Source organism: Lentzea alba, from assembly GCF_011067745.1.
Classification (GTDB): domain Bacteria; phylum Actinomycetota; class Actinomycetes; order Mycobacteriales; family Pseudonocardiaceae; genus Lentzea; species Lentzea alba.
Genome location: NZ_JAAMPJ010000001.1, coordinates 51465 through 77872 on the forward strand (window position 1 = coordinate 51465; position 26408 = coordinate 77872).

Sequence of the window (26408 nt, forward strand, 5' to 3'; positions counted from 1 at the left end):
ATTGCTACTGGTGGTAAAGGGCAACGACGTCGAGGTCCGTCGGCACACCGGCGAACACTTGGACGTTGTCGATGCCACCGCTCCAGAAGTCGAAATTCACGCCGTTCCACTTGCCGCGCCCGATGGTGAGCGGACCGCCCGTGGCCCACGTGGTGGGTGCGGTGACCGTGGCCTCGAGCTGACCGTTGACGTACAGGCGCACCTGGTTCGCGCCTGGGTCGTACACGCCGACCAGGTGGGTCCACTGTCCTGCGACCGCGTCCTTTTGAGACTGTGCGCGGAACTTGCCCGGCGCATCGGTGTCCGCGTCGGTCAGGCGCAGCGCCCACTTCTTGGTCTCGGCCACGTACTGCAACGCGAACGGGCTGTTCTTCTGGCCGTCCGCGGCCACCGCGGTCTGCACCATGTGGTCGGGCCGCTCGAGCCGCAGCCACGCCGAGATCGCGTACCCCGTCGTGCTGTTCACGACCGGCCCGGACGCGGTGCCGAAGTCGTCGTTCGCGGTCAGCGAGGTACCGTCGCCTCGAACGCCCAGGTCGCGTTTCCACACGCCGCCGGTGAACTTGACGTCACGGCGGAACTCCGAGGTGTCGGTCATGACGGCGCCGGACGGCTCGTCGAACTTCCATTCACCGACGAGCGTCATCTGGTTCGCGACCTCGGTGACCTCGCTGAGGTAGATCCGCCGGTCCCAGACCCGCACGTCGGCGACATCGCCCGTCCACGGCTCCGCTTCACCGCCGTTCACCTTGCCCCGGCCGATGACAAGTGGTCCGGTCGCCGCCCACGCGTCGGTGGGCGCGATCTTCTCCGCCGCCTTGCGGCCGTCCACGTACAGCGTGAGCCTGCGTGTCGCGGCGTCGTAGGTGCCGGCCAGGTGGGTCCACGTATTGCGCGCCGCGACTGGTGCCGTGGCGCTGTTGATGGAGGTGATGTGGGTGTCCATCGCGGGCATCCCGAACGACCACCTGTCCTGGTCGCCCAGGTACTGCAAGGCGAAGCCGCCGCGGCTGCGACCCTCCTGCGTGATCACCGTGCGGGTGGCGCCGCGCAGCATCGGACGAACCCAGGCGGCCACGCTGAAGCTCTGCGTCGTGTCGACGGCGGAGGTGGCTGTGGCAGCCCACTGGGACGCGTTCGAGTCGAGCAGGTTGAGCGCGGTGGGACCGGCGGGGATGCGGCCCGGCTGGCCGAGCTTGCCGCCCTGCAACGTAGCTGTGCGGCCGTTGCCGGAAGAATCGGCGAGTGCGGTACCTGACCTCTCGGCGAGACTCCACGCGCCGGTCGCGGGTTTGCCTGAGCCAACACGGAAGTCGTATTCGGCGATCGGGGACAGGTTCCCCGCGCGGTCGACCGAACTGACGTACAACTTGTTGCTGCCACGCCATTCCGGAGTCACGCCGGCAACCGCCTGGCCGCCGACCACAGTGGCGGCCACAAAGTCCGTCGGAGGTGTGGAAATGCCGTAGTAGTAGCCCGCGACATCGTTGACGTTGCCAGAGGTGAAGGTGAAGTCACCGCTGATGCCGACACCGCCGTGGATGTCTCCATCGGAGGGATACCGCCCGTCCGTGGTCTTGATGCCCGGCGCAGCGTGTGGCGGGGTGACGTCGACGACGAATTCGCAGTAGTTCGACTTGGCTCCGGCGTCGATGCCGTCGTTGGACTGGCTGTGGAATCCGTACAGCTTGCCGTCGCCCAGTTCCTGCGGCACCTTGTACTGCGCCACCGCGCCTTCGGGGATGTTGTCGACGTGCGTCGACTGCCAGTTGATGAACTCGCCACCGGAGCCACGTCGTTCCCCGTACGCGAACCAGACCTCGTGCATCTGACCGTCCGGGTCACGCGGCCGTGCGCGCAAGACGGGCTTCTTCGTGCCGACGTAGAGCGGACTTCCGTTGCACGCCTTGCCCTCGACGCTGAGCAGGTCGGGGGCGCCCGGGTAGGAGTTGTACTCAACGGACAGCGCTGTCCGGGTCTCGTCGAACTTCTTCCAGCCCTCGTTGATCACGTCCTCGTCGGCCGCTTTCAATCCGAGCGTGAGCGTGCCCCAGCCCGCGCCGTCCTGTGCGGCCTTGGTGACGGCGTCACCTGCCCATTCGCTGTAGACCCCGGCGTCCTTGCAGTCGTTGTTCGTGGCGCCGGCGAGGTACCTCGCCCAGGTGCCCGCGTGACCGGACCAGTCGGTCTCGGCGTTCACCGCGGGCACGACGAAGAGGTCGGTCCGGGTGTTCGAGCACGAGTAGCTGTGGTTGAGGTAGCTGCTGAACCAGGCGCGCAGCACGTGCTTGCCCGTCAACGCTCCCATCGGGATCGCGAAGATCGACCGGTACCGCTCCCAGCCGTCGCGCGCGTCCTCGACGTAGCCGACCTTGGCGCCCTGATCGCGGTCGTGGGACCAGTACGACTGGTCGGGGTGTCGTTGGTTGATCATGGTCCAGGCCGACCACGCGAACTTCGTCGTGATCGGGGCGACAGCCATCGGGAACACCGCGCCGTCCGGTGCGGGCACCTTCTCGGCACTGGTCGAGCGAAACTCGCCGCTGTCCGCCGGCTTGAGCGAAAAGTCGTGGGAGAGCAGTGCTTTCTCCGCTTCGCGGGACTTCACGACGAACGCGGTGGTGACGGCGTCGACGTCGAGCCGCACGGTCAGGTCGACGCCGGGCAGCACCTCCCGGTAGGTGGCGACGGCGTCGTCGAGCACTGGCTCGGGCAGCTTGCCCGGCCACTTCACCGACGCCGAACCGAGTGTGTACAGCGGCCCGTCGCCGCCGCCGGACAGCCGTGCGGGCAACGGGGATGAGGTAGCCTCGATCTCGCCGTCGGACCTTCTCCGCAACACGGTGTCAACTGGCTTCCAGCCACCGCCTGTCCGCACTCTCACCGGACGTGGGCTCATCGTGGCGGTCAGCGTGCCGGCTGGGTTCGCGACCACTGTGGTGGTCTCCGACCGCAGCCCGGCCACCTCGACAGGTTCGCCGAACCTCTTCGCCGCCGCCAAAGCCGCCGTCTCCGTCGGCAGTTCGTCCGGCGCCGCCTGCGCGGGCGACATCGGCGACACCACCCCAGTCAGCACGGCGAGCACCGTCACCGGCAGCCATCTCGATCTCGGCACGTCTCCCCCATTTCGACACGCAACAGCCGAATCGTGGGAGCGCGAGGCCGACAAAGCATCGCAAAAACGTTGATTCCGCTGGCCAAACCAGCTAGACAGCAATAACTGGGGGTTCGAATGCGAGTGAGTTTCGCAGTACTGGGGGAAGTCGTCGCACAGGTTGACGGCACCGTGATCGATCTCGGCCCGGCGCGGCAGCGGACCGCCCTGGCCGCGTTGCTGCTGGACGTGAACGAGGTGGTGCCGACCGCACAGCTGCGCTGGCGGATCTGGGGTGAGCGGCCGCCGCTGCGGGCGGCGAACACACTGCGGACCTACCTCGCACGGCTGCGCTCCGCGTTGCGGCACGCGGACGGCTGGGCTCTCGAGCACCGCGGCGGCGGGTACGTGCTGCGAACCGACCCGTCCGCGGTCGACCTGCACAGGTTTCGGCAGTTGGTGACCGCCGCCCGCACGGCGCCGGACGAGGAGGCGGCCCAACTCTTCGGAACGGCCCTGGCGCTCTGGCGGGGCGATCCACTGTCCACGCTGGACACGGAGTGGGGCGCGGACGTGCGAACCGTGTTGCGCGCCGAGCACCTGGCCGTCCGGCTCGACCACCACGACGTGCAGCTGCGCCGAGGCAGGCACACCGAGGTCGTCACGGCCACGACGTCATTGCTCGACGAACACCTGCTCGACGAACGGCTGGCCGGGCAACACGTGCTCGCGCTGTACCGGTGCGGCAGGCAGGCGGAGGCCTTGCGTGCCTACGAACGGATCCGGCGGATGCTCGCCGACGAGCTCGGCGTCGGTCCTGGGCCTGAACTGGCCGAGGTTTACCAGCGGATCCTGCGCACCGAGACCTCACCGGAGCCTCGCCATTCGGTGCCGCGGCAGCTGCCGCCCGCGCCGAACGGGTTCGTCGGCCGAGATCGCGAACTCGCCTCGGTGACCAAAGTGTTCGACCGGCACACAGGTGGCGTGTTCATCGGCGCGGTCATCGGTCCCGGCGGGGTGGGCAAAACGTGGCTGGCGTTGCAGTGGGCACACGTCAACCTGGCGCATTTCCCGGACGGGCAGCTCTACGCCAACCTGCGCGGCTACACAAAGGGCGAGCAGCCGGCCACTCCGTCGTCGGTGCTGCGCGCGCTCGTGCAGGGCCTCGGCGTCCCCGGCAGCGCGATCCCCTCCGACCTGGACGGGCTGGTGGCGTTGTACCGATCGACGATCGCCGACCGGCGGATGCTGCTCGTGCTCGACAACGCCCGTGACTCCGCGCAGGTGGCCGACCTGCTGCCAGGCACACCGTCGACGGCGGTGCTGATCACCAGCCGCGACCGGCTGACCGGACTCGTGACGACGCACCGGGCACGGCCGGTTCCGCTCGGGCTGCTCAACAGCGACGAGTCGAAAGCCCTGCTGACGGAGGCACTCGGCCGTGATCAGGTGGCGGCCGAACCCGAGGCGGCCGCCGTCGTGGCAACCCACGCGGCTGGGCTCCCGCTGGCGATGAGCATCCTCGCGGCCCGTGTGCTGACCGGTTCCTCCCACAGCCTCACCGAACTGGCCGGTGAGCTGCGGGACACCAGCACCCGGCTGGACGTCATGGAGACCGGGGACATGACAGCCGACCTGCGCACCGTGTTCGAATCCTCGTACCACGCGCTGTCCACCGAGGCGGCGTTCGTGTTCCGGCTGCTCGGCGTCTCACCAGGCCCTGATCTCGCACTCGACGCCGCCGCGAACCTCACCGGGCTGCCGTTGCGCGAGGTGCGTGCCCGGCTGCGAGTCGTGGAGTCGGCGCACCTGACCAGCCAAGAGGTGCAGGGACGCTACCGGCTGCACGACCTGATCCGGTTGTACTGCCGGGAAGCGGTGGACGGTCACGAGGCGGGCGAGGCATTGGGCCGCCTCGCCGACTTCTACCTGCACACGGCGTTGGGTGCGGACCACTTGCTCGACCCGCACCGGCCGAAGATCACCACCGCCGCGCCCCGAGCCGGCTGCGTGCCGACCGTGCTGAGCGACGAGGCGGCCGCGACGCGGTGGTTCACCGCGGAGCTGCCGAACCTGGTGGCGATCCAGCGCGCTGCCGCAGAGCACGGCCTGCACGAGCACGCCTGGCAGCTCGCGTGGGCCATGCACAACTTCCACCGCAAGAACGGCAACTTCCACGAGAACCACGACACCTGGCAGGTGGGACTGGCGGCCGCGACGGCGTCCGGCAGCTTGCCCGCGCGGTCGTTGGCGCACCGCTACCTCGGGCTGACGCTCGCCCAGCTGAGATCGCACCGGGAAGCCGTCGAACACCTGCACCGATCGCTCGCGCTCGCGACCGAAGCCGTGGACACGCTCGGTACCGCGCACTCGCACTACGCGCTGACTCAAAGCTATGAGCTGCTGGGCGACTCGGCCACGGCGCTGCGGCACGCTCGCGAGACCCACCGGATCTACCAGGACCTGGATCTGCCCGTGGAACGAGCGCACGCGACGAACGCGCTGGGCTGGTGTCTCGCGCGGACCGGCGACCTCGTGGCCGCACGCGCGCACTGCGAACAGGCGCTGGCCGAACACCGCACCATCGACTGTCAGTCCGGTATCGCGTCCGCTTGGGACAGTCTCGGGTACATCGCGATGAAGCAGGGCGACACCGCGGCCAGTGTGCGCTACTACGAAGAAGCCGTTGGGCAGTACGAAAAAATCGGTTCACCGGGATTGAGCACCGAGTCCCGGCGGCAGCTGGGCAACGCGTACGCCGCCGCCGGTGACCTGGACGCGGCACGGAAGGCGTGGCTGACGGCGTTGGAGCTGTATCGCTCACAGCGCCGCACAGCCGACGCCGACCGCGTCGAGGAACTGCTTAACAGGCGTTGATCCAGGAGCACTCCACGTCGAAACGTTCCTTCGTGGGCACCTGGGTGCGCTCCTCGGTCTGAGCAGTGCGTTGCTGCGGCACCGACTGGGTCCGCTGCGTCGCCACCTGCGTACCGCCGTCCGAGGCCAGGCGCACGGCGATCCTGTCCTCGATGTTCCTGGGGTTGTTGAACAACAGGACGTTGTTCTGCACCACCGAGAACACCAGCTCCCGGCCGGCCTGCGTGGTGACGTAACCGCTCAGGCCCGACACACCGCTGAACGATCCGGACTTGGCCCGCACGTTGTTCGCGGCCGGAGTGTTCTTCATGCGGTTGACCAGGGTGCCGTCGACACCGGCGATCGGCAGCGCGTCCCGCCACGTGGCGAACCACGGCTTCGTCTTGGCCTTGATCAGGATCGCCGCCAGGAAGTCCGGCGAGAACTGGTCCATCCGGGACATGCCGGAGCCGTCGAAGACCTCGACCCCGTTCGGGTCGACGCCCAGACCGCTCCACTTGGTGCTGAGCTGGTTGATGCCGTTGCCGAACGACTTGCCGGCGGACTTCACCAGCACCTCGGCCAGCATGTTGTTGCTGTCCTTGAGCAACGGCCTGATCAGCTGGCTCAGCGACATCGACTGGTCGGACGCGAGCACCGCGGCACCGGCGGGCGCAGCCGCCCGGCGGACGTCACCGGTGAACTCGATCCCGTTGTCCCGCAACGCGTTGCGGAACACGGACGTGACCACCCCGGTCGGGTCCTTCACCGAGGACAGGGCCGTCGTCTCGACGTTCGTCGAGCCGGTGACCCTGATGATGTTCGAGCCGTGGTCGCGTTGGATGCTGACACCACCGTTGCCGGTGGTCGCCGTGCTGATCACCTTCACGACGTCGTTCTCCGGCTCGACCGTGGCGACGACCGGGGCACCCGCCGCGGCGCCCGGCTTGACGCGCACGACCACCGTGCCGGCGCTGAACTTCGCGTCCGGCGACAGCGTCAACGCGGAGGTCTCCGCGTTGTAGGCGAACGGTTCGTCGTCCCAGGCCCAGCCGAGGCCGTACGGCTGCGCGTCGAACGCCGTGCCGTCGACGATCAGCGAACCGCTGATCTTCGTGACACCGCTGTTCTTCAGCGTCGTCGCCAGCGCCGCGTACCTGGTCCGGCTCATCGTCGGGTCACCGGTGCCGCGCAGGACGAGATCGCCCTGCAACGTCGACCCGTTGCGAGTACCGGAGGAGAGCAGCTCGGTCTTCCACTTGTAGTCCGGACCGAGCAGCTCGAGGGCGGCGGTCGTCGTGAGCACCTTCATGTTCGAGGCGATCTGCTGACGACGTGCACTTGTTCGCGTGTACACGACGTCACCTGTGTTCGCGTCCCGCACGACCAGGCCGACGTCGGCGCCGGTGAGCGCCGGGTCGGCCAGAATCGCGTCGAGATCGCGGGTCAGCGCCTCGTTGTCGACGGCCACCGCGCCGCCGCTCGACGTCAGGGTCAACCCTGCCGTCGCAGCGACGACCGCCCCCAGAATTCGAAATTTCACGCTTCCACCTCTGATCGATCACCCGACCACAACGTGTGGAAGCTACCCGGACGGTCGATGCGCCTGTACGTGTGTGCACCAAAAAAGTCCCGTTGTCCCTGAACGAGCGCGGCAGGCAACCTTTCGGAGCGAAGCGCGTCGTAGTAGGCCAAAGCGGACACGAAACCAGGCGTGGGCACGCCGGATTCCACCGCTCGCACCACAACCCTGCGCCAAGCGGCCTCAGCGTTCTGGACGGCGTCGCGGAAGTAGTTGTCCACCAACAGAGACGCAAGATCGGCGTTCGCGTCGTACGCCTCGCGGATGCGGTTGAGGAACTGCGCGCGGATGATGCAGCCACCACGCCAGATCGTCGCCATCGCACCGAGGTCGATGTTCCAGTCGAAGTTCTTCGACGCCTCGCGGATCATGTCGAAGCCCTGCGCGTACGCGACGACCTTCGACGCGTAGAGCGCCTGGCGCACGTCGTCGACCAGTTCGGCGTCCGGCTTCGCCACGACCTCGCTGGCACCGAACGCGTCGCGCACGGCCTTGCGCTGGTCGGTGTGCCCGCTCAGGCTGCGCGCGAACACGGCCTCGCCGATGCCGGTGACCGGGACGCCCAGTTCCAGCGCCTCCTGCACGGTCCAGCGGCCGGTGCCCTTCTGCTCGGCGGCGTCCTCGATGACCTGCACGAGCGGCGTGCCGTCCGCGTCGACGTGCTTGAGCACCTCGGCGGTGATCTCGACCAGGTACGACTCCAGGTCGCCCGAGTTCCACTGCGTGAAGACCTCGGAGATCTCCGCCGGCGTCTGCCCGCCGATGCGGCTCAGCAGGTCGTACGCCTCGGCGATCAGCTGCATGTCGGCGTATTCGATGCCGTTGTGCACCATCTTCACGAAATGTCCGGCGCCGTCCGGTCCGACGTGCACGCAGCACGGCTGACCGTCCACCTTGGCCGCGATCTCCTCGAAGACCGGCCCGACGTGCTTGTAGGACTCGGCGGGACCGCCCGGCATGATGCTCGGGCCGTTGAGCGCGCCCTCCTCGCCGCCGGAGATGCCGGCGCCGACGAACAGCAGCCCCTTCTCCTTCAACGCGGCCTCACGCCGGCGCGTGTCGGCGTAGTGGGCGTTGCCGCCGTCGATGACCATGTCGCCGGGCTCCAGCAGCCCGCTCAGCTCGTCGATGACGGCGTCGGTCGGGCCACCCGCCTTGACCATGATGATGATCTGGCGCGGCGTCTGCAGGCTGTCGACCAGGTCCTGCAACGTCTCGGCGCCGACGAAGTCACCCTCGTGGCCGTGCTCTTCGAGCAGGGCCTTCATCTTCGCGGGCGTCCGGTTGTGCACAGCGACTTTGAAGCCGTGCCGCGCGAGGTTGCGCGCGAGGTTGCTGCCCATGGTGGCGAGACCGGTGACCGCGATACGTGCTTTGCCTTCCGTCATAGCGGACAGCCTGCCGTGTTCCGGTTGTTTACGCGAGACGTCACAGGGTGTTCTCAGACTCCGTTTTGCCAGGTGAACCGCGTCACGTGCCGGTACGTATTGCTAGGCGTAAGTTGGCTTCATGACGGAATTCACGAGCGTGGGACGCTCGGCGACCGACCGTGCCTCCAGGTACGGCTCACAGCTGGTCAAGCACTTCACGCACAAGGACCTCGAAGGGTCCTGGGAGGACGGACGCGGTTTCGTCCGGTTCTCGCTCGGCCTGGCCGAGTTCGAGGCGCTGGACGACGCTCTGGTGATGCGCGTGGCGTCGTCGTCGTCGGAGGAGGACGTGGCCCGGCTGCGGGACGTCGTGGAACGGCACCTGGTCCGGTTCGGAAACCGGGACGAGCTGACCGTCACCTGGTCCTAGGCGGCCAGAACTGACGCCGCCATCCCGATGAGAGCGGTACCACAGACCCGCTCGAACGTGGTGCGGATCTTGGGCCTGCTCAGCAGCGAGCCCAGCTGACGCGCCAGCGGCACGACGATCACCCAGAACAGCGCGAAGACCCCGACCGTCACGGCGCTCAGCAGTGCGGCCTGCGGGAGCGGCTCGCCGTTCGGGTCCATCGCCTGCGGGATGAGGCTCAGGAACGTGAGCATCACCTTGGGGTTCAACAGATCGCACAGCAGGCCGCGCAGGAACACGCTCCCGCCGGCCCGCTGTTCGTTCACCGGCTTGTTCGCGGTCCGCAGGGTCATGAACCCGAGGTAGGCCAGGTACAGCGCGCCGATAACCTTGACCACGAGCAACGCCGTCGGCACCGCGGCCACGAGCGCGCTCAGCCCGATCGTCGCCAGCGTCGCATGGACCAGCAGCCCGGTCACGACGCCCAGCGCGGCCTCGGTGCCTCGCTTGAGGCTGCGCACCGCGTTCCCCATGATCAGCACGAAGTCCGGCCCCGGCACGATCATGATGATCAACAGGGCAACCAGGAACGACGTCCACGCGATGTGCATGCCGCTGATCGTCGGCCGCTTGTTCGTTCGAGTTCCACCTGGTCAGTACGATGTTCGCTTATGCGCGAACAAGCCGAATTGGATTCGGTCGACTGGCACATCCTGGAGGAGTTGCAGAACGACGCCACCCTGCCGAACCGCGCCTTGGCGGAGATCGTCGGCCTGGCGCCGTCGTCGTGCCTACAACGGGTGCGCCGGCTGCGCGAACTCGGCGTGATCACGGGCTGCCACGCCGTCGTCGACCCGGCCACCACCGGCCTGCCGCTGGAAGCCGTCGTGGCGGTGAACGTGCGGCCGCACACCCGGCCGGTGGTCGCCGCTTTCCGGGCGTTCGTGATGGCTCAGCCGGAGACCCGGTCGGTGTTCCACGTCTCCGGGCAGGCCGACTTCCTGATCCACATCGCCGTGGCCGACTCCACGCACCTGCAGGCGTTCCTGATGGACAAGATCGCGTCACGGACCGAGGTGCGGAACCTGACCAGCTCGGTGGTGCTGGAGCGGGTGGAGACGCGGGCGCTGACGCCGCCGGCGAACCTGCGACCGACTCACCGGCGGCGTCGCACGGACTAACGCCTGCGCAGCAAGGCGTCGAGGTCGAACGTCAGCGGTACCGGCCTGGTCAGTTCAACCGTGCCCGTACCACCCTCGACGTGCTTGTAGACGTCATCGACGAGTTCGAACGCAGTCAGACTGAACGGATCACCGAGCTCGACGAGCCAATAGTGTGCGATCCCGGCCCTCGCGTACTCCGCCGGTTTCACCACCCGATCCGTTCGCTCCGAACCTGGCGACACGACCTCGACCACGAGCAGAACGTCTGCAGCATCGAGATGACGGTCTCCGTCGCCGTAGTTCTCGACGGACAGAACCACGACATCCGGCCTGCGCACCGTCGCTCGCATGCCGGACTTGAGCGCGACGTCCACGTCGATCACCGCGGTCAGATGATCCGGCAGTTGCTCATCCAGACAGTAGGCGAGCTTCGTAGCGGCACGTTGATGCCGTGGGAAGGGTGAAGCGATCACTTGCAAGACTCCATCAACGAGTTCATGGCGACGACACATGTCCTCTGGCATTGCGTCCCACTCGTTCAGGCTCATCAGGTGATTTCGCCGCACTTCCGCGGTCATGTGACACCCTTCTTCCGCCTTGGAGTCTCTCGCCACCAGCTCTACCAGCATCGCGCTTGGAGGAACTCCACGCGATCACTCACAAGCGTGGTTCTTCGAACTGGCGTGCTAGGTATTGTCGGATTACGGCTTGAGCATCATTCCCACCGCATGCGGTCGACCTTCCACACCCCGCTCGGTGGCCGTTCCTGGAGCAGCGGCGTGATGAAGGCGTCAGCCAGGGGCAGGACACCGTCGAGAGTCCGATGTTCGGCGGACAGTTCCGTGGTCTTGCCCGCCGCCGCCCGATAACCGGCGGTCCAGGAAGCATCCGGCACGGCGAACTCCGCGGGGAGGAGCAGATGCGTCCCCGCCGAGGTCCGGCGGCGCACTTCGGCGTGCAGTGCCCGATGAGTGGTCGCACCGTCCAGTGTGGAGTGGCACGCGATCAGCACCAGGTCGACGAGATCCTTGAACCTCGTCGACGGCAGCAGTCGTTCGCGATGCCGCTCGTACATCGCCGCGATCTTGTCCGCGACGTGGTCCTCGAGCGGCCACATCCGGATCTCCGGCCACGGGCTCGAGTCGATGGCGAACGGCGCCGTGAGCTGCTCGACGGTGAGCCGCCCGACGGGGTGCAGTTCAGCCGCCACGACGTCGACGCTGACCGTGGCCAGCTGCCGGAGACCGAACATGACCTTGAACCGCACTTTGCGCGAGGGACGGTTGGCCGCCGTTTCGTGCGACGTGTCGTGATGGTCGAACCGGAGGTGATCGTCCAGCTCGATCGACGCCGCCGCGAGCAGCGCTTCGACCGCGCCGTCCACGGTGGCGTCCTCGCTCACCCGCAGAAGATCGACGTCGGTCGAGTACCTGGCTCTCGGCCAGCGAACCAGCAGCGCCTGACCTCCCTTGAGCACCCAGCCGTCGGAGTCGGAGTGGAACACCCGCGCCAGCAGCCGACGGTGGTAGTAGCGCTCGATGAGCTCGCCGGTGGGGACTCCGGTGAGCCGCGAACTGTTCGCCGCGCGACTCTTGAGCGAACTCATGAAGGCCTGCGGACTGGGAAGTCGTTCTGAGGTCATGTCTTTTCAGTTGGTTCCGCGTTGTCGGGAACGACCGTCCGCAGCAGGCGTCGCAGGGCCTCGGGAGACATCTCCGCGAGCTGCCCCCACGTGACGTTCATGTTCTTGAGCTGGCCCGGGGAGAGCCCTTGCAGCTGAGCCCGGGTGACCGCCGGTGCGGGCCGGTTGACCAGGTCCTGGACGGACTGACCGATCTGGGCGAGCAACAGGTCCAGCAGCGCCGCACCGGTCGCGGGTGCCGCGCCGTAAGCCCGCGCGTGCGGCTGGATCCGCTCTGCCAGCTCGTCGAGCCGAACCTGCCCCGCTTCGACCGCCTGACGCACGATGGTCGCGACGTGGCCGGCATCCGTGTGTTGCCCGAGCAGGTCGTAGATCGTGCGCGTGGGAGTGGTGACCGGCAGGCCGTTGAGCACCGCCACGTCGGCTTCGGTCAGCTCTCCTCTGCGCAGCCGCACCCCCGGATCGCGGGTGGTGCGCCTGCGGGGCGTGGTGATCTCCACCCGGTTGTTCACCAGATCGCCGAGGTTGTGCAGCCGCGCCGCGGATTCGTGGGAGACGACACCACCATCGGGGTCCAGCTTGGACCTCGTCCAACCCGCGACTTCGGGACGTAGCGCGAGCCAGGCCGCTTGTTCGGCCCGGGCATCGGACACCTCGGCGGATGTCACCGCGTAGACGCCACGACGCACGGACTCCAGGAGGCCCGCGGACTTCAGCCGATGCAGCGTGACGTCGTCGACCCCGCTGCGCAGGGCCTGCTGCGTCGTGACCATGCCCCACTGCCCAGCGGTGTACTCGCCGAGCAGCTCAAGAGCACGAATCGCCTCCATGCAGCAAATCCTACATCGGTGTGCAGCGTTTCCTACACTCTAGATGCAGGAAACGCTGCACACCTGACCTCTGCTCTGCTCACCGGCGACGCACCGGTCACTGCTCGTCCAGGTCGAACGGTTCGTCGTGCCACCGCCACCCGGCCGTGCCGTCTCCGTGGATGTGGAGCCAGAACTCGGCCACCGGTTCCCCGTCCGGGAACGTCATGGTCAACGACTTCCGGATCTGCTCGTAGCAGGCGTCGGACCGCTCGTGGTCCTCGTCGTCGATCGCCTGCTCTTGCTCGGCGAACACCGACCGGAACTCCTCGAAGCCGGGCAGGGTCTCGACGTCGGCGTGCATCCACGGGAAGTCCCCGCCGGTCACCGTCAGCCGGGCGATCTCCTGGCCCGCGTGGTGCAGCCGCCAGACCGCACCGTTCTCCATCTTCGGGTTGCTCATTGGTTGAGGACCCGGATCAGGCCCTCCTGCACGACCGTCGCCACCAGCTGCCCGTCCCGCGTGAAGAACTGGCCGGTGGCCAGCCCGCGATTCCCCGAGGCCGACGGCGAAGCGGTGTCGTACAACAGCCACTCGTCGGCCCGGAACGGCCGGTGGAACCACATCGCGTGGTCCAGCGAAGCCCCGAGAACCTTGTCCAGGCCCCAATAAACGCCGTGCTTCGCCAGCACACCGTCCAAAAGGGTCATGTCCGAGGCGTAGGTCATGATGCAGATGTGCAGCATCGGGTCGTCCGGCAGCTTGCCGTCCGCCTTCATCCACACCCGTGACGCGGCCTCGCCCGGACCGTCCTCACGCGACTCCCACGGCGGCTCGGTGACGTAACGCACGTCGATCGGGCGCGGGAACTTCGACGTGTGCAGCCCGTACCCCTCGGCCTGCTCGCTCCACGTCGGCAGCGACTCCGGGTCCGGCACGGCGGGCATCCCCGCCGCGTGCTCGACGCCCTGTTCCTCCAGCTGGAACGAAGCGGACAGGGCGAAGATCGCCTTGCCGTGCTGCACGGCGACGACGCGGCGGGTCGTGAACGAGCGGCCGTCGCGGATGCGGTCCACCTCGTACACGATCGGCACGCGCGGGTCGCCGGGCCGGATGAAGTACGAGTGCAGCGAGTGCACCCGCCGCTCGACCGGCACGGTCCTGCCGGCGGCGACCAGCGCCTGACCTGCGACCTGCCCACCGAACACGCGCACCGGCGACTCGGCGGGCGACACGCCTCGGAAGATGTTCTCCTCGATGCGTTCCAGGTCGAGCAACGCGACCAGGTCGTCCACTGCGGATTGTCCGCTCAAGCCCGACGGGCTCGTCGCAGCGGCACGGGCGGCCTCAGTCACGGCAGAACTCTCCCTAGCGGCACGGTCGTCTTCCAGGTCTCAGCAAGGCAGCGGCCCCGCTCCCCCACACGACCAGTATGAGGGGGCGGGGCCGCCACGACGGACCTGCGTGAGAGGCGGAACACGCTCTACGCGTGGTCGTCCTCCCCCAGCCGGTGCACCCGGATGAGGTTCGTCGACCCGATGGTGCCAGGAGGCGAACCGGCGACGACCACCATGAGGTCACCGGCCTGGTAGCGGCCGATCTCGATCATGGCCACGTCGACCTGGCGCACCATCTCGTCGGTGGACTCCACCTTCGGCACCAGGAACGTCTCGGTGCCCCACGTCAGCGACAGCTGCGAGCGCACGGACGGCTCCGGCGTGAAGGCCAGCAGCGGCAGGTGCGTGTGCAGACGGGCCAACCGGCGCACGGTGTCACCGGACTGCGTGAAGGCGACCAGGGCCTTGGCGTTGAGGCGCTCGCCGATGTCGCGGGCCGCGTAGGAGATCACGCCGCGCTTGGTGCGCGGGACGTGGGTCAGCGGTGGCACGACGACCGACTCGGTCTCGACGGCCTCGATGATGCGGCCCATGGTCTGCACGGACTCGATGGCGTAGCGGCCGACCGAGGTCTCACCGGACAGCATCAGGGCGTCCGCGCCGTCGAGCACCGCGTTCGCGACGTCGGACGTCTCGGCGCGGGTCGGACGGGAGTTGGTGATCATCGAGTCGAGCATCTGGGTCGCGACGATCACCGGCTTGGCGTTCTCGCGGGCGATCTGGATCGCGCGCTTCTGCACCAGCGGGACGTGCTCCAGCGGCAGCTCGACGCCCAGGTCACCGCGGGCGACCATGACGCCGTCGAAGGCAAGCACGATGGCCTCGAGGTTGTCGACGGCCTCCGGCTTCTCGATCTTCGCGATCACCGGGAGGCGGCGGCTGCCCGAGCGGTCCATGACCTGGTGGACCAGGTCGATGTCCGCGGGCGAGCGCACGAACGACAGAGCGATGAAGTCCACGCCCAGCGAGAGCGCGAACTCGAGGTCCTCGATGTCCTTCTCGGACAACGCGGGCACGGAGACGTCCATGCCGGGCAGCGAAAGGCCCTTGTTGTTGCTGACGGGTCCGCCCTCGGTGACCTCGCACACGACGTCGGAACCTTCGACGTCGACGACCACGAGGCCGACCTTGCCGTCGTCCACGAGCAGGCGGTCGCCGACCTTGGCGTCCTTCGCGAGCTCCTTGTACGTCGTCGACACGCGGTCGTGCGTGCCCTCGACGTCCTCGACGGTGACGCGGACCACGTCGCCGGTGTTCCAGTCGACCGGACCCGCGGCGAAACGGCCGAGGCGGATCTTGGGGCCCTGGAGGTCGGCGAGGATGCCCACGGCGCGGCCGGACTCGTCGGCTGCCGCCCGAACCATGTCGTAGACCTGCTTGTGGTCGGCATGGCTGCCGTGGCTGAAGTTCATCCTGGCCACGTCCATACCGGCCGCTACCAGGTCGCGGACCTTGTCCGGCGTGCCGGTGGCTGGTCCGAGCGTACAGACGATCTTTGCGCGTCGACTCACGTCAGTAGAGAGTAGTCCTCCTTCCTGGACCGATCCCGAACTACCACTCAGTAATGTTCTGACCATGGGTCGAGTACTCCCTTTTGTGATCGCGGCGTTGCTCAGCGTCGTCGTGTTGTTCACCCCGGAGTCAGGTGTGCCGACCGCACCACCCGGCACGGACAAGGTGATTCACACGCTGTTGTTCGCGCTGCTCGCGTTCACCGGCCTGTACGCGAATATTTCTCGCATTTTGCCGTTGCTCGTCGTCTACGCGGGCGTCTCGGAGGTTCTCCAGCAACTCATCACGCCACTTCACCGCAGCGGAGACGTGCTCGACGCGCTGGTGGACGTGCTGGGCATCGGCCTCGGCTGGGCTATCGCCTCGGCGATTCGCTCACGCCGACGTGGTCCTCGCACCACGCGTTGAAGTCCTTGAGCTGCCGCCACGACTTGCGCACCCGGTCGAGGCACGCCGGCTCGTGCAGCACGTCGTCCGGTTCCCAAACCTTGCGCACCCAGATCGACCGGTGCTTGAGCAGGTCGAGGTGCGGGTGGTCGTCGGCGAACCCGCGCGGCTTGGACTTCATCACGTCGCCGTGCAGGTCCCAGCCCTGCTTGAGCAGCTTGTCGATGATCTTGCGCAGCAGCACGCCGTGCGCGTCGACCGAGGCGCGGTAACGAGCGAGCTGGTCAGGGGCCATGTGGTACGAACCGCCGCCGGTCGCGAGGCCCTCCGAGCTGATCTGCGTGTAGTACGCACCGCCGCCGCGGCCCTTTTCGATGACGCCACCGCAGTGCGTCTTGTACGGCGTCTTGTCCTTGGCGAACCGCACGTCCCGGTACGGCCGGAAGACCTTGCCCGGCCCGAACTCCTTCTCCAGGTCGGCGAGCAGCGCCTCCATCGGCGCCTTCACGTCCCGCAGGTAGGTCTCCTTGTTGTCTTCCCAGTACGCCTTCGAGTTGTCCAGTTCGAGGCCGTCGTAGAAGTCGATGGCGTACTCGCCGAAACCGCTGAACGTCACCGGGACAGCCTAGGCTGATCGCCCAAGCGCGTGAAATTCGTTTGAGCGCACACAATCAAGGCCATAATCAGATGAATGGCCCGCCGTATCAACGCGCTCGCGACCTGGCTTCACCAACTCGAGGCGGACGAGGTGGCCGCGATCCTCGTGCACCGCCGCGACGTGGCGGACCGCTTCGTCCGCACGCTGAAGGACCTCGCGACACAGCTCACCGACTCCGACTCGGTCCACGCCTCCGAGGACACACTGGACCAGGGCGCGCTCGACCTGCTCGGCGCGATCGTGGCGCAGGGCAACGCGGGCACGATCGACACCGTGTGCAGCGAGCTGCGGTGTTCGATCGGCGACTTCGAACGGGCCTTCGGGCAGCTCAAGGAACGGGCGCTCGCGTGGCCCGCCGGACCGAAGCTGATCGCGGTGAACTCGGTGCGGACGAACGGCGCGGTGCGCGGCCAGTTGACGCCACGGCCGAAGACGCCGTTACGACGCAAGGCGTCGGCGATCTCGCCGATCGTCGCCGCAATGTCCACTGTGGACGGCGTGGCCCGGCTGCTGGCGCACTGCGAGCAGGACAGCTTCGACGCCCGTTACACCGGTGGCGTGGCGACGGTGGAGATCAGGCGGGTCGCGCGGGCTCTGCGGGTCGCGGACGGCGTGCTGCGGTTGTGGCTCGAACTCGCCGCCGAGGCCCAGCTGGTCGGGGTCGAACGCGCGCGGCTGCTGCCGACCAAGCAGTCCGACGACTGGCTCGACTCGCAGCCGGGGGTCAGGCTCGCGGCGCTGGTCAAGGCGTGGCAGCGGATGGACTGGCGGCCGGAACCGGACCAGGCGCGGGCGGCTTTGCGCGACTACACCGGCGCGGCCGGTCTCGCGCTCAGGCGCACGACCCTGGAGCGGTTCTCGGCCGAGCAGGCCTTCATGGACACGGACGATCTGGTCGCCGACCTCGTGTGGTCACGGCCGGCGGTGCACGACGAGCGGGCGACGGCGGCGGTGATCAGCGAGATGGAGTCGCTGGGACTGGTGGCGGGCGGCGCGCTCACGCCGTTGGGTGTGGCGGTGCGGGAGGACGGCGACATCGACGGTGCCGCCGCCGACCTGATGCCCCCGGCCGCGGAGAAGGCCGCGTTCCAGACGGACATGACCGCGGTAGTGAACGGGCTGCCGTCGCCCGCGCTGAGCTCGACGCTGAACCTGGTGGCGGACCTGGAGGACAACGACGCCGCACGGGTGTGGCGCTTGTCCGCCGGGTCGGTGCGGCGCGCGTTGGACACGGGGCTCTCCGCCGACGAGGTGCTCTGGCAGCTCGCCGCCGTGTCGGAGGCGCCGCTGCCGCAGGTCATCGAGTACCAGGTGCAGGACGTGGCACGACGGCACGGGCACCTGACGGTCAGCGAGGTGACGAGCTGCGTGCGAGCCGAGGATCCGGCGTTGCTGCAGGAGATCGCCAAGTCGAAGCGGCTGGCGTCGTTGCGGCTGCGGTTCCTGGCGCCGACCGTGCTGGCCTCCGCGCGGCCGATGACGGAGACGCTGGCGGCGTTGCGCCGGGCCGGGTACGCGCCGACCGGGGTGGACGCGGGCGAGAAGTCCATTGTGGAGCGAGTGGAACGGCAACGGGCGTCGGCACGCGGTGAGCGCCGGCCGGACAGGTGGTGGCGGACCGAACTGGACGACCTGGAGCTGACCCAGCTCGCGATCAGGCTGGTGGAGCAGGAACGGCCGACCGTCGGCCGGGGCACACCGCGGGCCAGCGCGGCGCGGTTGCTGCGCGACCAGAACGTCTTCCTGCGCGACGAGGAGGTGATGCTCCTGGCGTCGGCGCTGGTCTCCGGCGATCGCGTCGAGATCGGCTATGCGAGCGGTCCGCGCAAGATCGACACCTACGTGATCCTCCCGACCAAGCACCTCGAAGGCGTGCTGACCGCGGAGTGCGAGGACGGCTCGACCCGCGAGTTCGACATCGGGCACGTCCGCAAGGTCGCCATCCCCGCATGAACAGCCGGTGAAGTCCGGCCGACTCCGGTGATCACGTGCTGATACTGGAAGTGTGGCCGACCCGTTTTCCGCCGGACTGCTGATGGTGCTGGAGACCGTGCTGGAGCGCGTGCTGCTCGGTCTCTTCGACGTGGTGCACAAAGGTGCCCGGAACAAGAAGCGCCGGCGCGAGCTGACCAGACCGGGACCGCTGGTCGAACGGGTCAGCGCCGAGCTGGCCCGCGGTGAGCTGAGCACGGTCGAGCAGCACGAGTGGCAGGCCGCCGTGGACGCCGTGCGCGAGTCCATCGAGGCGTCGCTGCCGTTGCGCGACGACGAGGCACTGCGGGTGATGCTGACGCCCGAGTCGTTGCGGGCGTACGTGGTGTCCAGGTCGGAGAGGATCCGGCGGGCGGCGGGGTTGTCCGACCACGCGTCGGCGGTCTACGACGCGTTGCTGATGCGGGTGTGCGTCGCCGTCGTGGAACTGGTGTGGTCGCAACCGGAGTACGCGCGCAGGCTCGCCGTGGAGATGTTCCGGATCGGCCGGGCGACCGCGGACGCCGTGGCACGCCTCGCCGACCAGCAGCAACTGGCGCTGACCACGGCACACCGGGACTTCGAGGACCGGTACGCCGATCAGGTCGCGCATTCGCTGGGCGGACTGGAGCTGTTCGGTGTCTCACGCGGACGAGCACCGCGCAGACATTCGTTCGACACCTCGTACGTATCGCTGGCGGTGGCGAAGGTCGGTGACACGGACGAGCTGACCGGTGCCGGTCTGCCGGTGGCGGCTGCGCTGGCGGACACACCGCGGGTGTTGATCAGGGGTGGCGCGGGGGCGGGCAAGACCACGTTCCTGCGCTGGCTCGCGATGAACGCGCTGGGCGAGACGCGAACCTCGGGCAACGAGTGGCTAGGGCTGGTGCCGTTCTTCGTGCCGCTGCGGCAGTACCCGACGCTGCCGAAGCCGGAGGAGCTCATCTCCTCGACCGCCGCGATGATCGAGGAGGAGAAACCCGCCGGGTGGGTCACCGCGCGGCTCAAGGAGGGTCGCGCGCTCGTTCTGATCGACGGCGTGGACGAACTGGTGTGGGAGCGGCGGGAGGAAGCGCGCCAGTGGCTCTGCCGGCTGGTGAACGCCTACCCGGAGGCGCGGTACGCGATCACGACCCGCCCGGCGGCCGTGCCGGAGAACTGGCTGGAGGAGTGCGGCTTCGCGGCGTTCGACCTGTTGCCGTTGAGCGACAAGGGTGTGCGCGACTTCGTGGAGGCCTGGCACACCGCCGCCCGTGACGAACCGGGGCTGACGCGGGACGCGCGGGTGTGGCTGACCGAGTGCGAGGCACGGCTGGTGGGAACGCTGGCGAAACGTCCCGACCTGCGGCGGCTGGCGTCGAGTCCGTTGCTGGCCGGGTTGTTGTGCGCGTTGCACCAGGACCGGAACATGCACCTGCCGCGCGATCGGAGGTCGCTGTACGAGGCGGCGCTGGACCTGTTGCTGGTGCGGTGGGACGAGGACCGCGGCCTCGCGCTGCCGTCGTTCTCGAAGGAGGAGCAGCTCGTTCTGCTGCAGCGGTTCGCGTACTCGTTGGTGCGCAACCGGGAGCTGATGGTGCCGCGCTCCGAAGCGGTGCACCGGCTCGGCAACGCGATGCGCGGGTTGCGGTCGCACGACATCGACGCGGATGACGCGATGCAGCGGTTGCTCGAACGGGCGGGGCTGCTGCGGGAGGTGTCGTCCGAACGCGTGCAGTTCGTGCATCGGACGTTCCGGGACTACCTGGCAGCCAAGGAGGTCGTCGACGCCGGTGACCTGAACCTGCTGGTGGACAGGGCACATCTGGACGAGTGGCACGACGTCGTGGTGATGGCCGTCGCGCACGCCCGGCCCCGCGAACGCGCTCGCGTGTTGATGGAACTGCTGGCGGGCAACGATGACACGCGCAAGGACGAACGCGGGCGGGACAAGCTGCGGTTGCTCGCGCTGGCCTGCCTCGACCAGGCCGACGTGATCGAACCGGAGACGGCACGGGCGCAGGTCACCCAGGCCGCCGCCGCGCTGATCCCGCCGAAGAGCTTCGCGCACGCGGATGCCTTGTCCGAGGCCGGTTCGTTCGTGGTCGACCTGCTGCCGGGTCCGGAAGCCGCCGACGAGGCCGCGTACGTCGTGCGGACGCTGGCCAACATCGGCGGGGAGGCCGCCTGGGAACGGATCGCGGAGTTCGTGGCGGTGGATCACGCGATGGTCATCGACGAGCTGCTGCGGGCGTGGCGGAACACTCCCGACGCGGAGAAGTACGCCAAGACCGTGCTGTCCAAGGTGGATTTCGGCGACCGGCGGGTCGACGTGCGGGGCTGGCACCGGATCCAGTTCATCATGCACCTGGAGAAGCTGCGGTACGTGCGGTGCATCGGCAACATCAACCCGCTCGACCCGCTGGGCGTCATGCCGTCGCTGCACCGGCTGGAGCTGTGGCAGAACGAGGTCCTGCGCGACCTCGCACCGCTGGCCGGTTCGAGGTCGTTGCGGGAGCTGCACCTGAGCCGGTGCCGTCCGCTCGGGCGGATCGACCTCACGCCGGTGAAGGACCTCGACGAGCTGCACCTGCACTTCAGCCGGGTCGACCTGGCGTCACTGGCCGGCGGTCTGGTGCGGCGGCTGCAGATTCGCGACTCCGCGCTCGACGACGGGCTGGCCGCGTTGCCGCAGCTGCCCGCGTTGCGCGAGCTGGCGATCGACCACCGCCCGCCCCACTCGCTTGCGGGGCTCGAGCGGTGGCCGACCATCGTCGCTCTGGAGGTGTTCGGTGTGCCGGTCGCGGACGACCTGCGGGCGTTGCCGAAGCTGGAGCACCTCGTCGTGCACCAGCCGGAATCACTTGCCCGGCTGGAGGAACTGCGTCAGGAACTCCCTGCGATCCGCGTCACCACCTGATGTCGGACAGGCTGCCCAACGGCTTGCGCTCGGACTCGTCGAGCAGCTGGACGGCAGCCGTGTCGGCGGCGTGCAGCTCGGCCGGGAAGGTGAAGTTCACCCGCTTCTCCAGCTCGGCCACCGACACCTGGAACACGCGGAACTCGTCCAGGTCGAGCGCCTCGGCCAGGACGAGGTTCTGCGTGAGCAGGAACGCGCTGCAGCGCAGCTCGCCGTTCACCACGAACGCGATCGCCTTGTAGAACTCGCGCGGGATCGCGACGCTGCGGAACACCCGGTCGTCGGCGTTGAAGACGGGCCCGCCGTAGACGCTGACCTTGAGGTTGTCGACGTCGACGTCCGCGAGCACCGCGTCCTCGAGCCGCCCCCAGAGCCCTTCCTTCGTGCTCTGGTTGAAGTCGTCCATCTGCGGCGTGATGTTCGTGAAGAAGAACGAGTCCCTGTTCGCCTTCTGCGCCTCGGCCTTCGGGCCCCAGCACAGGTCGGCGCGGCGCGCGAGGTGGCCGCGGTCGAGCCTGTTGTCGCGGTAGAGCTCGTCACCGGTCTGGAACTGCGCCGGGAGCCGAGGGTCCTTGATGAACGGGATGTTGCTGCGGCTCAAGGCCTTCATCTCGCCACCGTCGATGTTCCACGCCACCCAGATCGCGAACTTGCGCGACTTGCTCAACGCGAGCGAGAAGTGCGTGTAGTCGATCGTCGTCGAGCCGTCGAGCTCGACCGCGTCGTCGGCTCCCGACTCGGTCAGCACCGGGATCCCAGCGGTGGTGCCGAGGAACTTCGCGTCAAAACCTGCGCTGGTCATGTGTCTCCCCCTACTGGTTCACCTGCAGGGTCGACACATCCCACAGAGCCGTTAGCCGGATACACCCGAACGGCCCAGTGTTCATCAGTTCTTCTTGACCAGTTTGCCGTCCGGGGCGATCGCGAACCACTCGTCGTCGACGCCCTGACCGTTCAGGTCGCCGGCCACCTGGTCTCCCACGTAGTAGTACAGCGGCCACTTTCCGTACACGGCCTGTGAGCTCTCGTCGATCTGCGAGACCAGGTTCGTGTCGGCGCCGTCCTTCGCCTCCACTGTGGACTGTGCGGTGAGTGCGGGCCAGACGGCGATGCAGTCGGCGTCACACGCGCTGGACTTGTTCTCGTCCTTGGTGAACGCGTAGAGCGTCCGTCCCGTTTGGTCTACCAGGATCGGGCCGAGGTCGGACTGCGCGATCTTCACTTCGGCCTTCGCCGGCACCTCCTGTTGCGGAGTTGCTTGCGGCGCCCCGTTTCCGCAGGCAGCGAGGCCCGCCAGCAGTGTCGGCAGCAGGAGAATTCCCATACGTGCGCGCATCTTCGTCTCCAAAGTGGTCGTTCCTGTTCCGCCACCAACACGTATTGAGACGTCGTTCGGTTCACTAACGAACTTCTTTGAACCGGATCTGGGCCGCGTCCGTGTTGGTGGCGTCGGGTCCGCCAGACCCCCCGACTCCCACCGCGGAGCCTTGGAGTAAACCCCATGTATGTCAACAAAACTGTCGCTGCCGCATGCCTTCTGGGCACCACGGCGGCACTGGGTGTCGTGACACCCGCGTCCGCTGCCCAGGACGCCGTCACGGTGAAGATCACGAACCAGGCCGGTTACGAGGCCACCTTCTGCGCCGCCGACGTTCTCGAGGGCCGTTGTCTGGACGGCGCCAAGAAGGGCGAGTCGCGCACCTTCACCGTGAAGCCGGGCAGCGGCCCGATCGAGGTCCGGGTCGTCGTCAAGAACGGCGGCTCGGTCTTCCAGAACTTCACCGCGGACGGCCCCGCGCTGAACATCGACGCCGGCGGCTCGGCGCAGAACCCGACCGCGACCAAAGCCGGCGGTCACGGTGAGCACGGCGGTCAGGCCCCGGCGCCGACCACCCCGGCACCTGCCCCGGTCAAGGGCAAGCCGATGTTCTTCTCCGCCGACCTGGACGGCGAGCAGGAGGTTCCCACCCCTGGTGGCCCGGCCGTGGGCGACGCGGACGGGTCAGCGAAGGCGCTGGTCGAGGTCCGCGGCGACCGCGTGACGTTCGCGGTCGAGTGGAAGAAGACGGCCCAGCTCACCCTCGGCCACATCCACCAGGGCGTGGCCGGCCAGAACGGCCCGGTGAAGGTCAACCTCTTCACCACCCCGATGCCGGAGACGCTGTCCGCGGCCGCGGGCCAGACCGTGATCGCCCCGTTGCTCGCCGACGACATCCGGAAGAACCCGGCGGGCTTCTACGTGAACCTGCACAGCACCGACCGGCCAGGCGGCGCCGTCCGCGCCCAGCTCAAGCCGCTCGGCAAGCAGGTCAACCCGCTCGACATCATCAAGGGCGGCAAGCTCCGCGCGTTCTCCAACGGCGCGCAGGAGGTGCCCGTCGCGGGCGGTCCGAAGGTCGGCGACCCGGACGGCCAGGCCGTCACCTTCGTGCAGCCCAACGGCACCGGCGTCGACTTCTCGCTGGCCTGGGTGAACATCGACGCGCCGACCCTCGGCCACGTGCACCAGGGCGCCAAGGGCACCAACGGCCCGGTGAAGATCACGTTCTTCGGCACGGCCGTCCCGAACGGCGTCTTCGCGGTGTCCGGCACGGCCGGCGCTGACAAGACGACCCTGGACGCGCTGAAGAAGTCGCCGAAGGACTTCTACTCGAACCTCCACACGGGACCGTTCCCCGGCGGCGCGGTGCGCGGCCAGTTCACCACCCACCAGTGACCACCTGAATAGAGGCGCCGCGGCCGCGACCCCCACGGCCGCGGCGCCGTCCCGCACGAGGAGTAGGTTGCTCCGAATGGACGCTGCGGACGAGGCCCGTCTCCTCGAAGAGGAGCTCGAGGAGAACCCGAACGACCGGGAGGCCCTGCTGCTGGGGGTCGCGAAGGCGTGGCGCGAGGCCGGAGACCACGGCCGGGCGATCGAGCTGCTGACCGAGGCGGTCGAGCTCGACGTCGAGGACGGCGACTGCCCGAGGGTCCTGCTGGCCGAGGTGCTGTTCGACGCCGGCCGGGACGACGAGGCACGGGCCCAGCTGCACGCCCTGAGGCTGAGCCGGCCGGACTCCCCGGAGCCGTACCACCAGGCCGCCGACCTGATGCGCAAACGCGGCGAGTTCGCCGAAGCGCTGACCTGGTTCGACCTCGCGGTCGCCCGGCTGGACCCCGACGAACGGGCTCGCAGCTACCTCACCGTGGGCCGGCTCCAGGTGCGCCGGAGGCTCGGCCTGCCTCCGGACGACCTGGACACGTCGGTCGAACATCTGGACCGGCACCTGGACGAGGTCGTGCGGAAGCTGCGCTCGTAGCCGGCCGCCCCGGTGACGTTCCTATCTCCCGACCAGTTCGACGGTCCTGCCTGCCCGGCGCGACTCGTCCACCCACTGGTCGATGGCCTGCCCGCAGGCCTGGTCGAGGTGCCGGACCCCGCTCAGATCCATCCGGACGTGCTCCCGGTCGACCCGGTCCAGCGCGTCCAGCAACCGGGGCAGCCGCAGGAAGGTCGCGTTGCCCTTGAGCGCGACTCCCTCCGGCGTCTCGACCACCGACAACCTGGACACGTCCCAGGCGGTCTTGATCACGGCGGCCAGCAGGCCGACCACCGTGCCGGTCAGCAGGTCGGTGGCGACGATCAGCCCGGCGGTCAGGACGAGGACGAAACCCTCCGCCTTGTCGGTGCGCCACAACCTGGCCACCTCGCGCAGGCCGAGCAGCTTCCACCCCGCGTGCACCAGCACGGCGGCCAGCACCGCGACCGGGATCAACGTCAGCAACCCCGGCAGCAGCACCACGAACAACAGCAACCAGACACCGTGCAACACCCGTGAAGCCCGAGTGCGCGCGCCGGCTGACACGTTGGCCGCGCTGCGCACGATCACCGCCGTCATCGGCAGAGCGCCGAGCAGACCGCAGATCGTGTTGCCCACGCCCTGCGCGACCAGTTCGCGGTTGTAGCGCGTGCGCGGGCCGTCGTGCATGCGGTCGACGGCGGCGGCGCTGAACATGCTCTCCGCGGACGCGACCAGTGCGAACACGATCGCCGTGCCGACGACTCCGGTGTCCAGCAACGAGAAGTCCGGCAGGTGGACGTCGGTGGACAGCGTGCCGACGGAGATCCGGTCGACCGGTGAGGCGAACACCGCGGCCAGCGCGGTGCACACGACCACGCCGACCAGCACGCCCGGCACGACGCGCAGCGGAGTTCGTTGCCACAACAGCATGATCACGACGGTGAGCAGGCCGAGCGCCAACGCGACCGGTGCCACGACCAGATGCTTGAGCTGCCCGAACACCAGCACCAGCCCGATGCCGGCCAGCATGCCCTGCACCACGGACGGCGAGATCGCCCGGAACCACCGCCCGCACCTCGTTAAGCCCAGCAGGACCTGCAACAACCCGGCGCCCAGGACGATCACGCCGAGTGCCTCGATCCCGTGCTTGCCAACGGCATCCGCCACCAGCACCGTCAGCCCGGCGGCCGGCCCGCTCACCTGCATCGTGCTGCCCGGCAGGAGGCCGACGACGATGCCGCCGACCACACCGGTCACGATCCCGAGCTCGGCCGGCACCCCGGACGCCACCGCCACACCCACGCACAGCGGCAGCGCCACGAGGAAGACCACGACCGATGCGCCGAGATCGGCCCAATACCTCTTCATCACGTC

At 68.4% G+C, this 26408-nt stretch carries 22 protein-coding genes; 8 read left to right on the forward strand and 14 right to left on the reverse strand.

The genetic code is table 11. From position 1 onward, the window contains the following. Positions 1-4 precede the first annotated feature (4 nt). Positions 5-3115: a LamG domain-containing protein gene (locus tag G7043_RS49730; RefSeq protein ID WP_166042719.1), complete on the reverse strand. Its 3111-nt coding sequence runs from the start codon at positions 3113-3115 to the stop codon at positions 5-7. A 123-nt stretch (positions 3116-3238) separates the two neighbouring features. Here G7043_RS49730 and G7043_RS00220 point away from each other — a divergent pair, with 123 nt between their 5' ends. Next, positions 3239-5971 carry an AfsR/SARP family transcriptional regulator gene (locus G7043_RS00220; protein WP_166042720.1) on the forward strand — a complete coding sequence of 911 codons (2733 nt, stop codon included), beginning with the start codon at positions 3239-3241 and terminating at the stop codon, positions 5969-5971. Here the strand turns inward: G7043_RS00220 and dacB are convergent. Next, complete coding sequence (gene dacB, locus G7043_RS00225) at positions 5958-7493, reverse strand: D-alanyl-D-alanine carboxypeptidase/D-alanyl-D-alanine endopeptidase (protein WP_166042721.1); 1536 nt, start codon at positions 7491-7493, stop codon at positions 5958-5960. The genes G7043_RS00220 and dacB overlap by 14 nt on opposite strands. After that, positions 7490-8920: an NADP-dependent phosphogluconate dehydrogenase gene (gndA, locus tag G7043_RS00230; RefSeq protein ID WP_166042722.1), complete on the reverse strand. Its 1431-nt coding sequence runs from the start codon at positions 8918-8920 to the stop codon at positions 7490-7492. Before gndA ends, dacB begins: the two co-directional genes overlap by 4 nt. 121 nt (positions 8921-9041) lie before the next feature. Here gndA and G7043_RS00235 point away from each other — a divergent pair, with 121 nt between their 5' ends. Beyond that, positions 9042-9332: a DUF2218 domain-containing protein gene (locus G7043_RS00235; protein WP_166042723.1), complete on the forward strand. Its 291-nt coding sequence runs from the start codon at positions 9042-9044 to the stop codon at positions 9330-9332. Here G7043_RS00235 and G7043_RS00240 read toward each other — a convergent pair. Further along, positions 9329-9922, reverse strand: coding sequence for a LysE family translocator (locus G7043_RS00240; protein ID WP_166042724.1), 594 nt, complete (start codon positions 9920-9922; stop codon positions 9329-9331). The two genes, G7043_RS00235 and G7043_RS00240, sit on opposite strands and share 4 nt — an antisense overlap. A gap of 60 nt (positions 9923-9982) precedes the next feature. Between G7043_RS00240 and G7043_RS00245 the strand changes: the two genes are divergently transcribed. Next, positions 9983-10492: an Lrp/AsnC family transcriptional regulator gene (locus G7043_RS00245; RefSeq protein ID WP_086668259.1), complete on the forward strand. Its 510-nt coding sequence runs from the start codon at positions 9983-9985 to the stop codon at positions 10490-10492. On the opposite strand, the gene G7043_RS00250 is transcribed toward G7043_RS00245, so the two are convergent. The 6 genes from G7043_RS00250 to pyk form a co-directional block, all read right to left on the reverse strand. Next, the gene (locus G7043_RS00250; protein WP_166042725.1) at positions 10489-11052 is read right to left on the reverse strand and encodes a Uma2 family endonuclease; all 564 of its coding nucleotides are present in this window, start codon (positions 11050-11052) and stop codon (positions 10489-10491) included. The two genes, G7043_RS00245 and G7043_RS00250, sit on opposite strands and share 4 nt — an antisense overlap. Before the next feature lie 137 nt (positions 11053-11189). Further along, positions 11190-12080: a nucleotidyl transferase AbiEii/AbiGii toxin family protein gene (locus tag G7043_RS00255; RefSeq protein WP_242641812.1), complete on the reverse strand. Its 891-nt coding sequence runs from the start codon at positions 12078-12080 to the stop codon at positions 11190-11192. Positions 12081-12112: 32 nt separating this feature from the next. Beyond that, on the reverse strand, positions 12113-12946 hold the full coding sequence (locus G7043_RS00260; protein WP_166042727.1) for a type IV toxin-antitoxin system AbiEi family antitoxin domain-containing protein: 834 nt from the start codon (positions 12944-12946) through the stop codon (positions 12113-12115). Between the two features lie 97 nt (positions 12947-13043). Next, positions 13044-13388, reverse strand: a complete 345-nt coding sequence (locus G7043_RS00265; RefSeq protein WP_166042728.1) for a hypothetical protein — start codon at positions 13386-13388, stop codon at positions 13044-13046. Continuing rightward, positions 13385-14281, reverse strand: coding sequence for an acyl-CoA thioesterase II (tesB, locus tag G7043_RS00270; RefSeq protein WP_166042729.1), 897 nt, complete (start codon positions 14279-14281; stop codon positions 13385-13387). Before tesB ends, G7043_RS00265 begins: the two co-directional genes overlap by 4 nt. Positions 14282-14409: 128 nt before the next feature. Continuing rightward, positions 14410-15834, reverse strand: coding sequence for a pyruvate kinase (gene pyk / locus G7043_RS00275; protein ID WP_166042730.1), 1425 nt, complete (start codon positions 15832-15834; stop codon positions 14410-14412). Between the two features lie 64 nt (positions 15835-15898). On the opposite strand from pyk, the gene G7043_RS00280 reads away from it, so the two are divergent. Further along, a complete protein-coding gene (locus tag G7043_RS00280; protein WP_166042731.1) occupies positions 15899-16243 on the forward strand; it encodes a VanZ family protein in 345 nt (114 codons plus the stop codon). Here G7043_RS00280 and G7043_RS00285 read toward each other — a convergent pair. After that, positions 16191-16838, reverse strand: coding sequence for a DUF2461 domain-containing protein (locus G7043_RS00285; RefSeq protein WP_166042732.1), 648 nt, complete (start codon positions 16836-16838; stop codon positions 16191-16193). The genes G7043_RS00280 and G7043_RS00285 overlap by 53 nt on opposite strands. 75 nt (positions 16839-16913) lie before the next feature. On the opposite strand from G7043_RS00285, the gene G7043_RS00290 reads away from it, so the two are divergent. Together G7043_RS00290 and G7043_RS00295 are read left to right on the forward strand one after the other, a co-directional pair. Then, complete coding sequence (locus tag G7043_RS00290; RefSeq protein WP_166042733.1) at positions 16914-18833, forward strand: helicase-associated domain-containing protein; 1920 nt, start codon at positions 16914-16916, stop codon at positions 18831-18833. A gap of 52 nt (positions 18834-18885) precedes the next feature. After that, positions 18886-21750 (forward strand): NACHT domain-containing protein, encoded by a 2865-nt coding sequence (locus tag G7043_RS00295; RefSeq protein WP_166042734.1) that lies wholly within the window; start codon positions 18886-18888, stop codon positions 21748-21750. Here the strand turns inward: G7043_RS00295 and G7043_RS00300 are convergent. Together G7043_RS00300 and G7043_RS00305 are read right to left on the reverse strand one after the other, a co-directional pair. Beyond that, on the reverse strand, positions 21740-22552 hold the full coding sequence (locus G7043_RS00300) for a DNA/RNA non-specific endonuclease (protein WP_166042735.1): 813 nt from the start codon (positions 22550-22552) through the stop codon (positions 21740-21742). The two genes, G7043_RS00295 and G7043_RS00300, sit on opposite strands and share 11 nt — an antisense overlap. Positions 22553-22636: 84 nt before the next feature. Next, the gene (locus G7043_RS00305; RefSeq protein ID WP_166042736.1) at positions 22637-23086 is read right to left on the reverse strand and encodes a COG4315 family predicted lipoprotein; all 450 of its coding nucleotides are present in this window, start codon (positions 23084-23086) and stop codon (positions 22637-22639) included. Positions 23087-23251: 165 nt separating this feature from the next. Here G7043_RS00305 and G7043_RS00310 point away from each other — a divergent pair, with 165 nt between their 5' ends. Together G7043_RS00310 and G7043_RS00315 are read left to right on the forward strand one after the other, a co-directional pair. Further along, positions 23252-24466 carry a CHRD domain-containing protein gene (locus G7043_RS00310; protein ID WP_166042737.1) on the forward strand — a complete coding sequence of 405 codons (1215 nt, stop codon included), beginning with the start codon at positions 23252-23254 and terminating at the stop codon, positions 24464-24466. A gap of 76 nt (positions 24467-24542) precedes the next feature. Then, on the forward strand, positions 24543-25052 hold the full coding sequence (locus G7043_RS00315; RefSeq protein ID WP_166042738.1) for a tetratricopeptide repeat protein: 510 nt from the start codon (positions 24543-24545) through the stop codon (positions 25050-25052). Between the two features lie 21 nt (positions 25053-25073). Here G7043_RS00315 and G7043_RS00320 read toward each other — a convergent pair whose 3' ends face one another. Then, entirely contained in the window at positions 25074-26402 is a 1329-nt protein-coding gene (locus tag G7043_RS00320; protein WP_166042739.1) for a SulP family inorganic anion transporter, read from the reverse strand. Between the last annotated feature and the right edge of the window lie 6 nt (positions 26403-26408).

What these genes read in the sequence shown, in the direction of transcription:
- gndA (WP_166042722.1), bottom strand. Translation starts at nt 8,920, where the DNA reads ATGACGGAAGGCAAAGCACGTATCGCGGTCACCGGTCTCGCCACCATG.
- G7043_RS00235 (WP_166042723.1), top strand. Translation starts at nt 9,042, where the DNA reads ATGACGGAATTCACGAGCGTGGGACGCTCGGCGACCGACCGTGCCTCC.
- G7043_RS00240 (WP_166042724.1), bottom strand. Translation starts at nt 9,922, where the DNA reads ATGCACATCGCGTGGACGTCGTTCCTGGTTGCCCTGTTGATCATCATG.
- G7043_RS00245 (WP_086668259.1), top strand. Translation starts at nt 9,983, where the DNA reads ATGCGCGAACAAGCCGAATTGGATTCGGTCGACTGGCACATCCTGGAG.
- G7043_RS00250 (WP_166042725.1), bottom strand. Translation starts at nt 11,052, where the DNA reads ATGACCGCGGAAGTGCGGCGAAATCACCTGATGAGCCTGAACGAGTGG.
- G7043_RS00255 (WP_242641812.1), bottom strand. Translation starts at nt 12,080, where the DNA reads ATGAGTTCGCTCAAGAGTCGCGCGGCGAACAGTTCGCGGCTCACCGGA.
- G7043_RS00260 (WP_166042727.1), bottom strand. Translation starts at nt 12,946, where the DNA reads ATGGAGGCGATTCGTGCTCTTGAGCTGCTCGGCGAGTACACCGCTGGG.
- G7043_RS00265 (WP_166042728.1), bottom strand. Translation starts at nt 13,388, where the DNA reads ATGAGCAACCCGAAGATGGAGAACGGTGCGGTCTGGCGGCTGCACCAC.
- G7043_RS00280 (WP_166042731.1), top strand. Translation starts at nt 15,899, where the DNA reads ATGGGTCGAGTACTCCCTTTTGTGATCGCGGCGTTGCTCAGCGTCGTC.
- G7043_RS00290 (WP_166042733.1), top strand. Translation starts at nt 16,914, where the DNA reads ATGGCCCGCCGTATCAACGCGCTCGCGACCTGGCTTCACCAACTCGAG.
- G7043_RS00300 (WP_166042735.1), bottom strand. Translation starts at nt 22,552, where the DNA reads ATGACCAGCGCAGGTTTTGACGCGAAGTTCCTCGGCACCACCGCTGGG.
- G7043_RS00305 (WP_166042736.1), bottom strand. Translation starts at nt 23,086, where the DNA reads ATGCGCGCACGTATGGGAATTCTCCTGCTGCCGACACTGCTGGCGGGC.
- G7043_RS00310 (WP_166042737.1), top strand. Translation starts at nt 23,252, where the DNA reads ATGTATGTCAACAAAACTGTCGCTGCCGCATGCCTTCTGGGCACCACG.
- G7043_RS00315 (WP_166042738.1), top strand. Translation starts at nt 24,543, where the DNA reads ATGGACGCTGCGGACGAGGCCCGTCTCCTCGAAGAGGAGCTCGAGGAG.
- G7043_RS00320 (WP_166042739.1), bottom strand. Translation starts at nt 26,402, where the DNA reads ATGAAGAGGTATTGGGCCGATCTCGGCGCATCGGTCGTGGTCTTCCTC.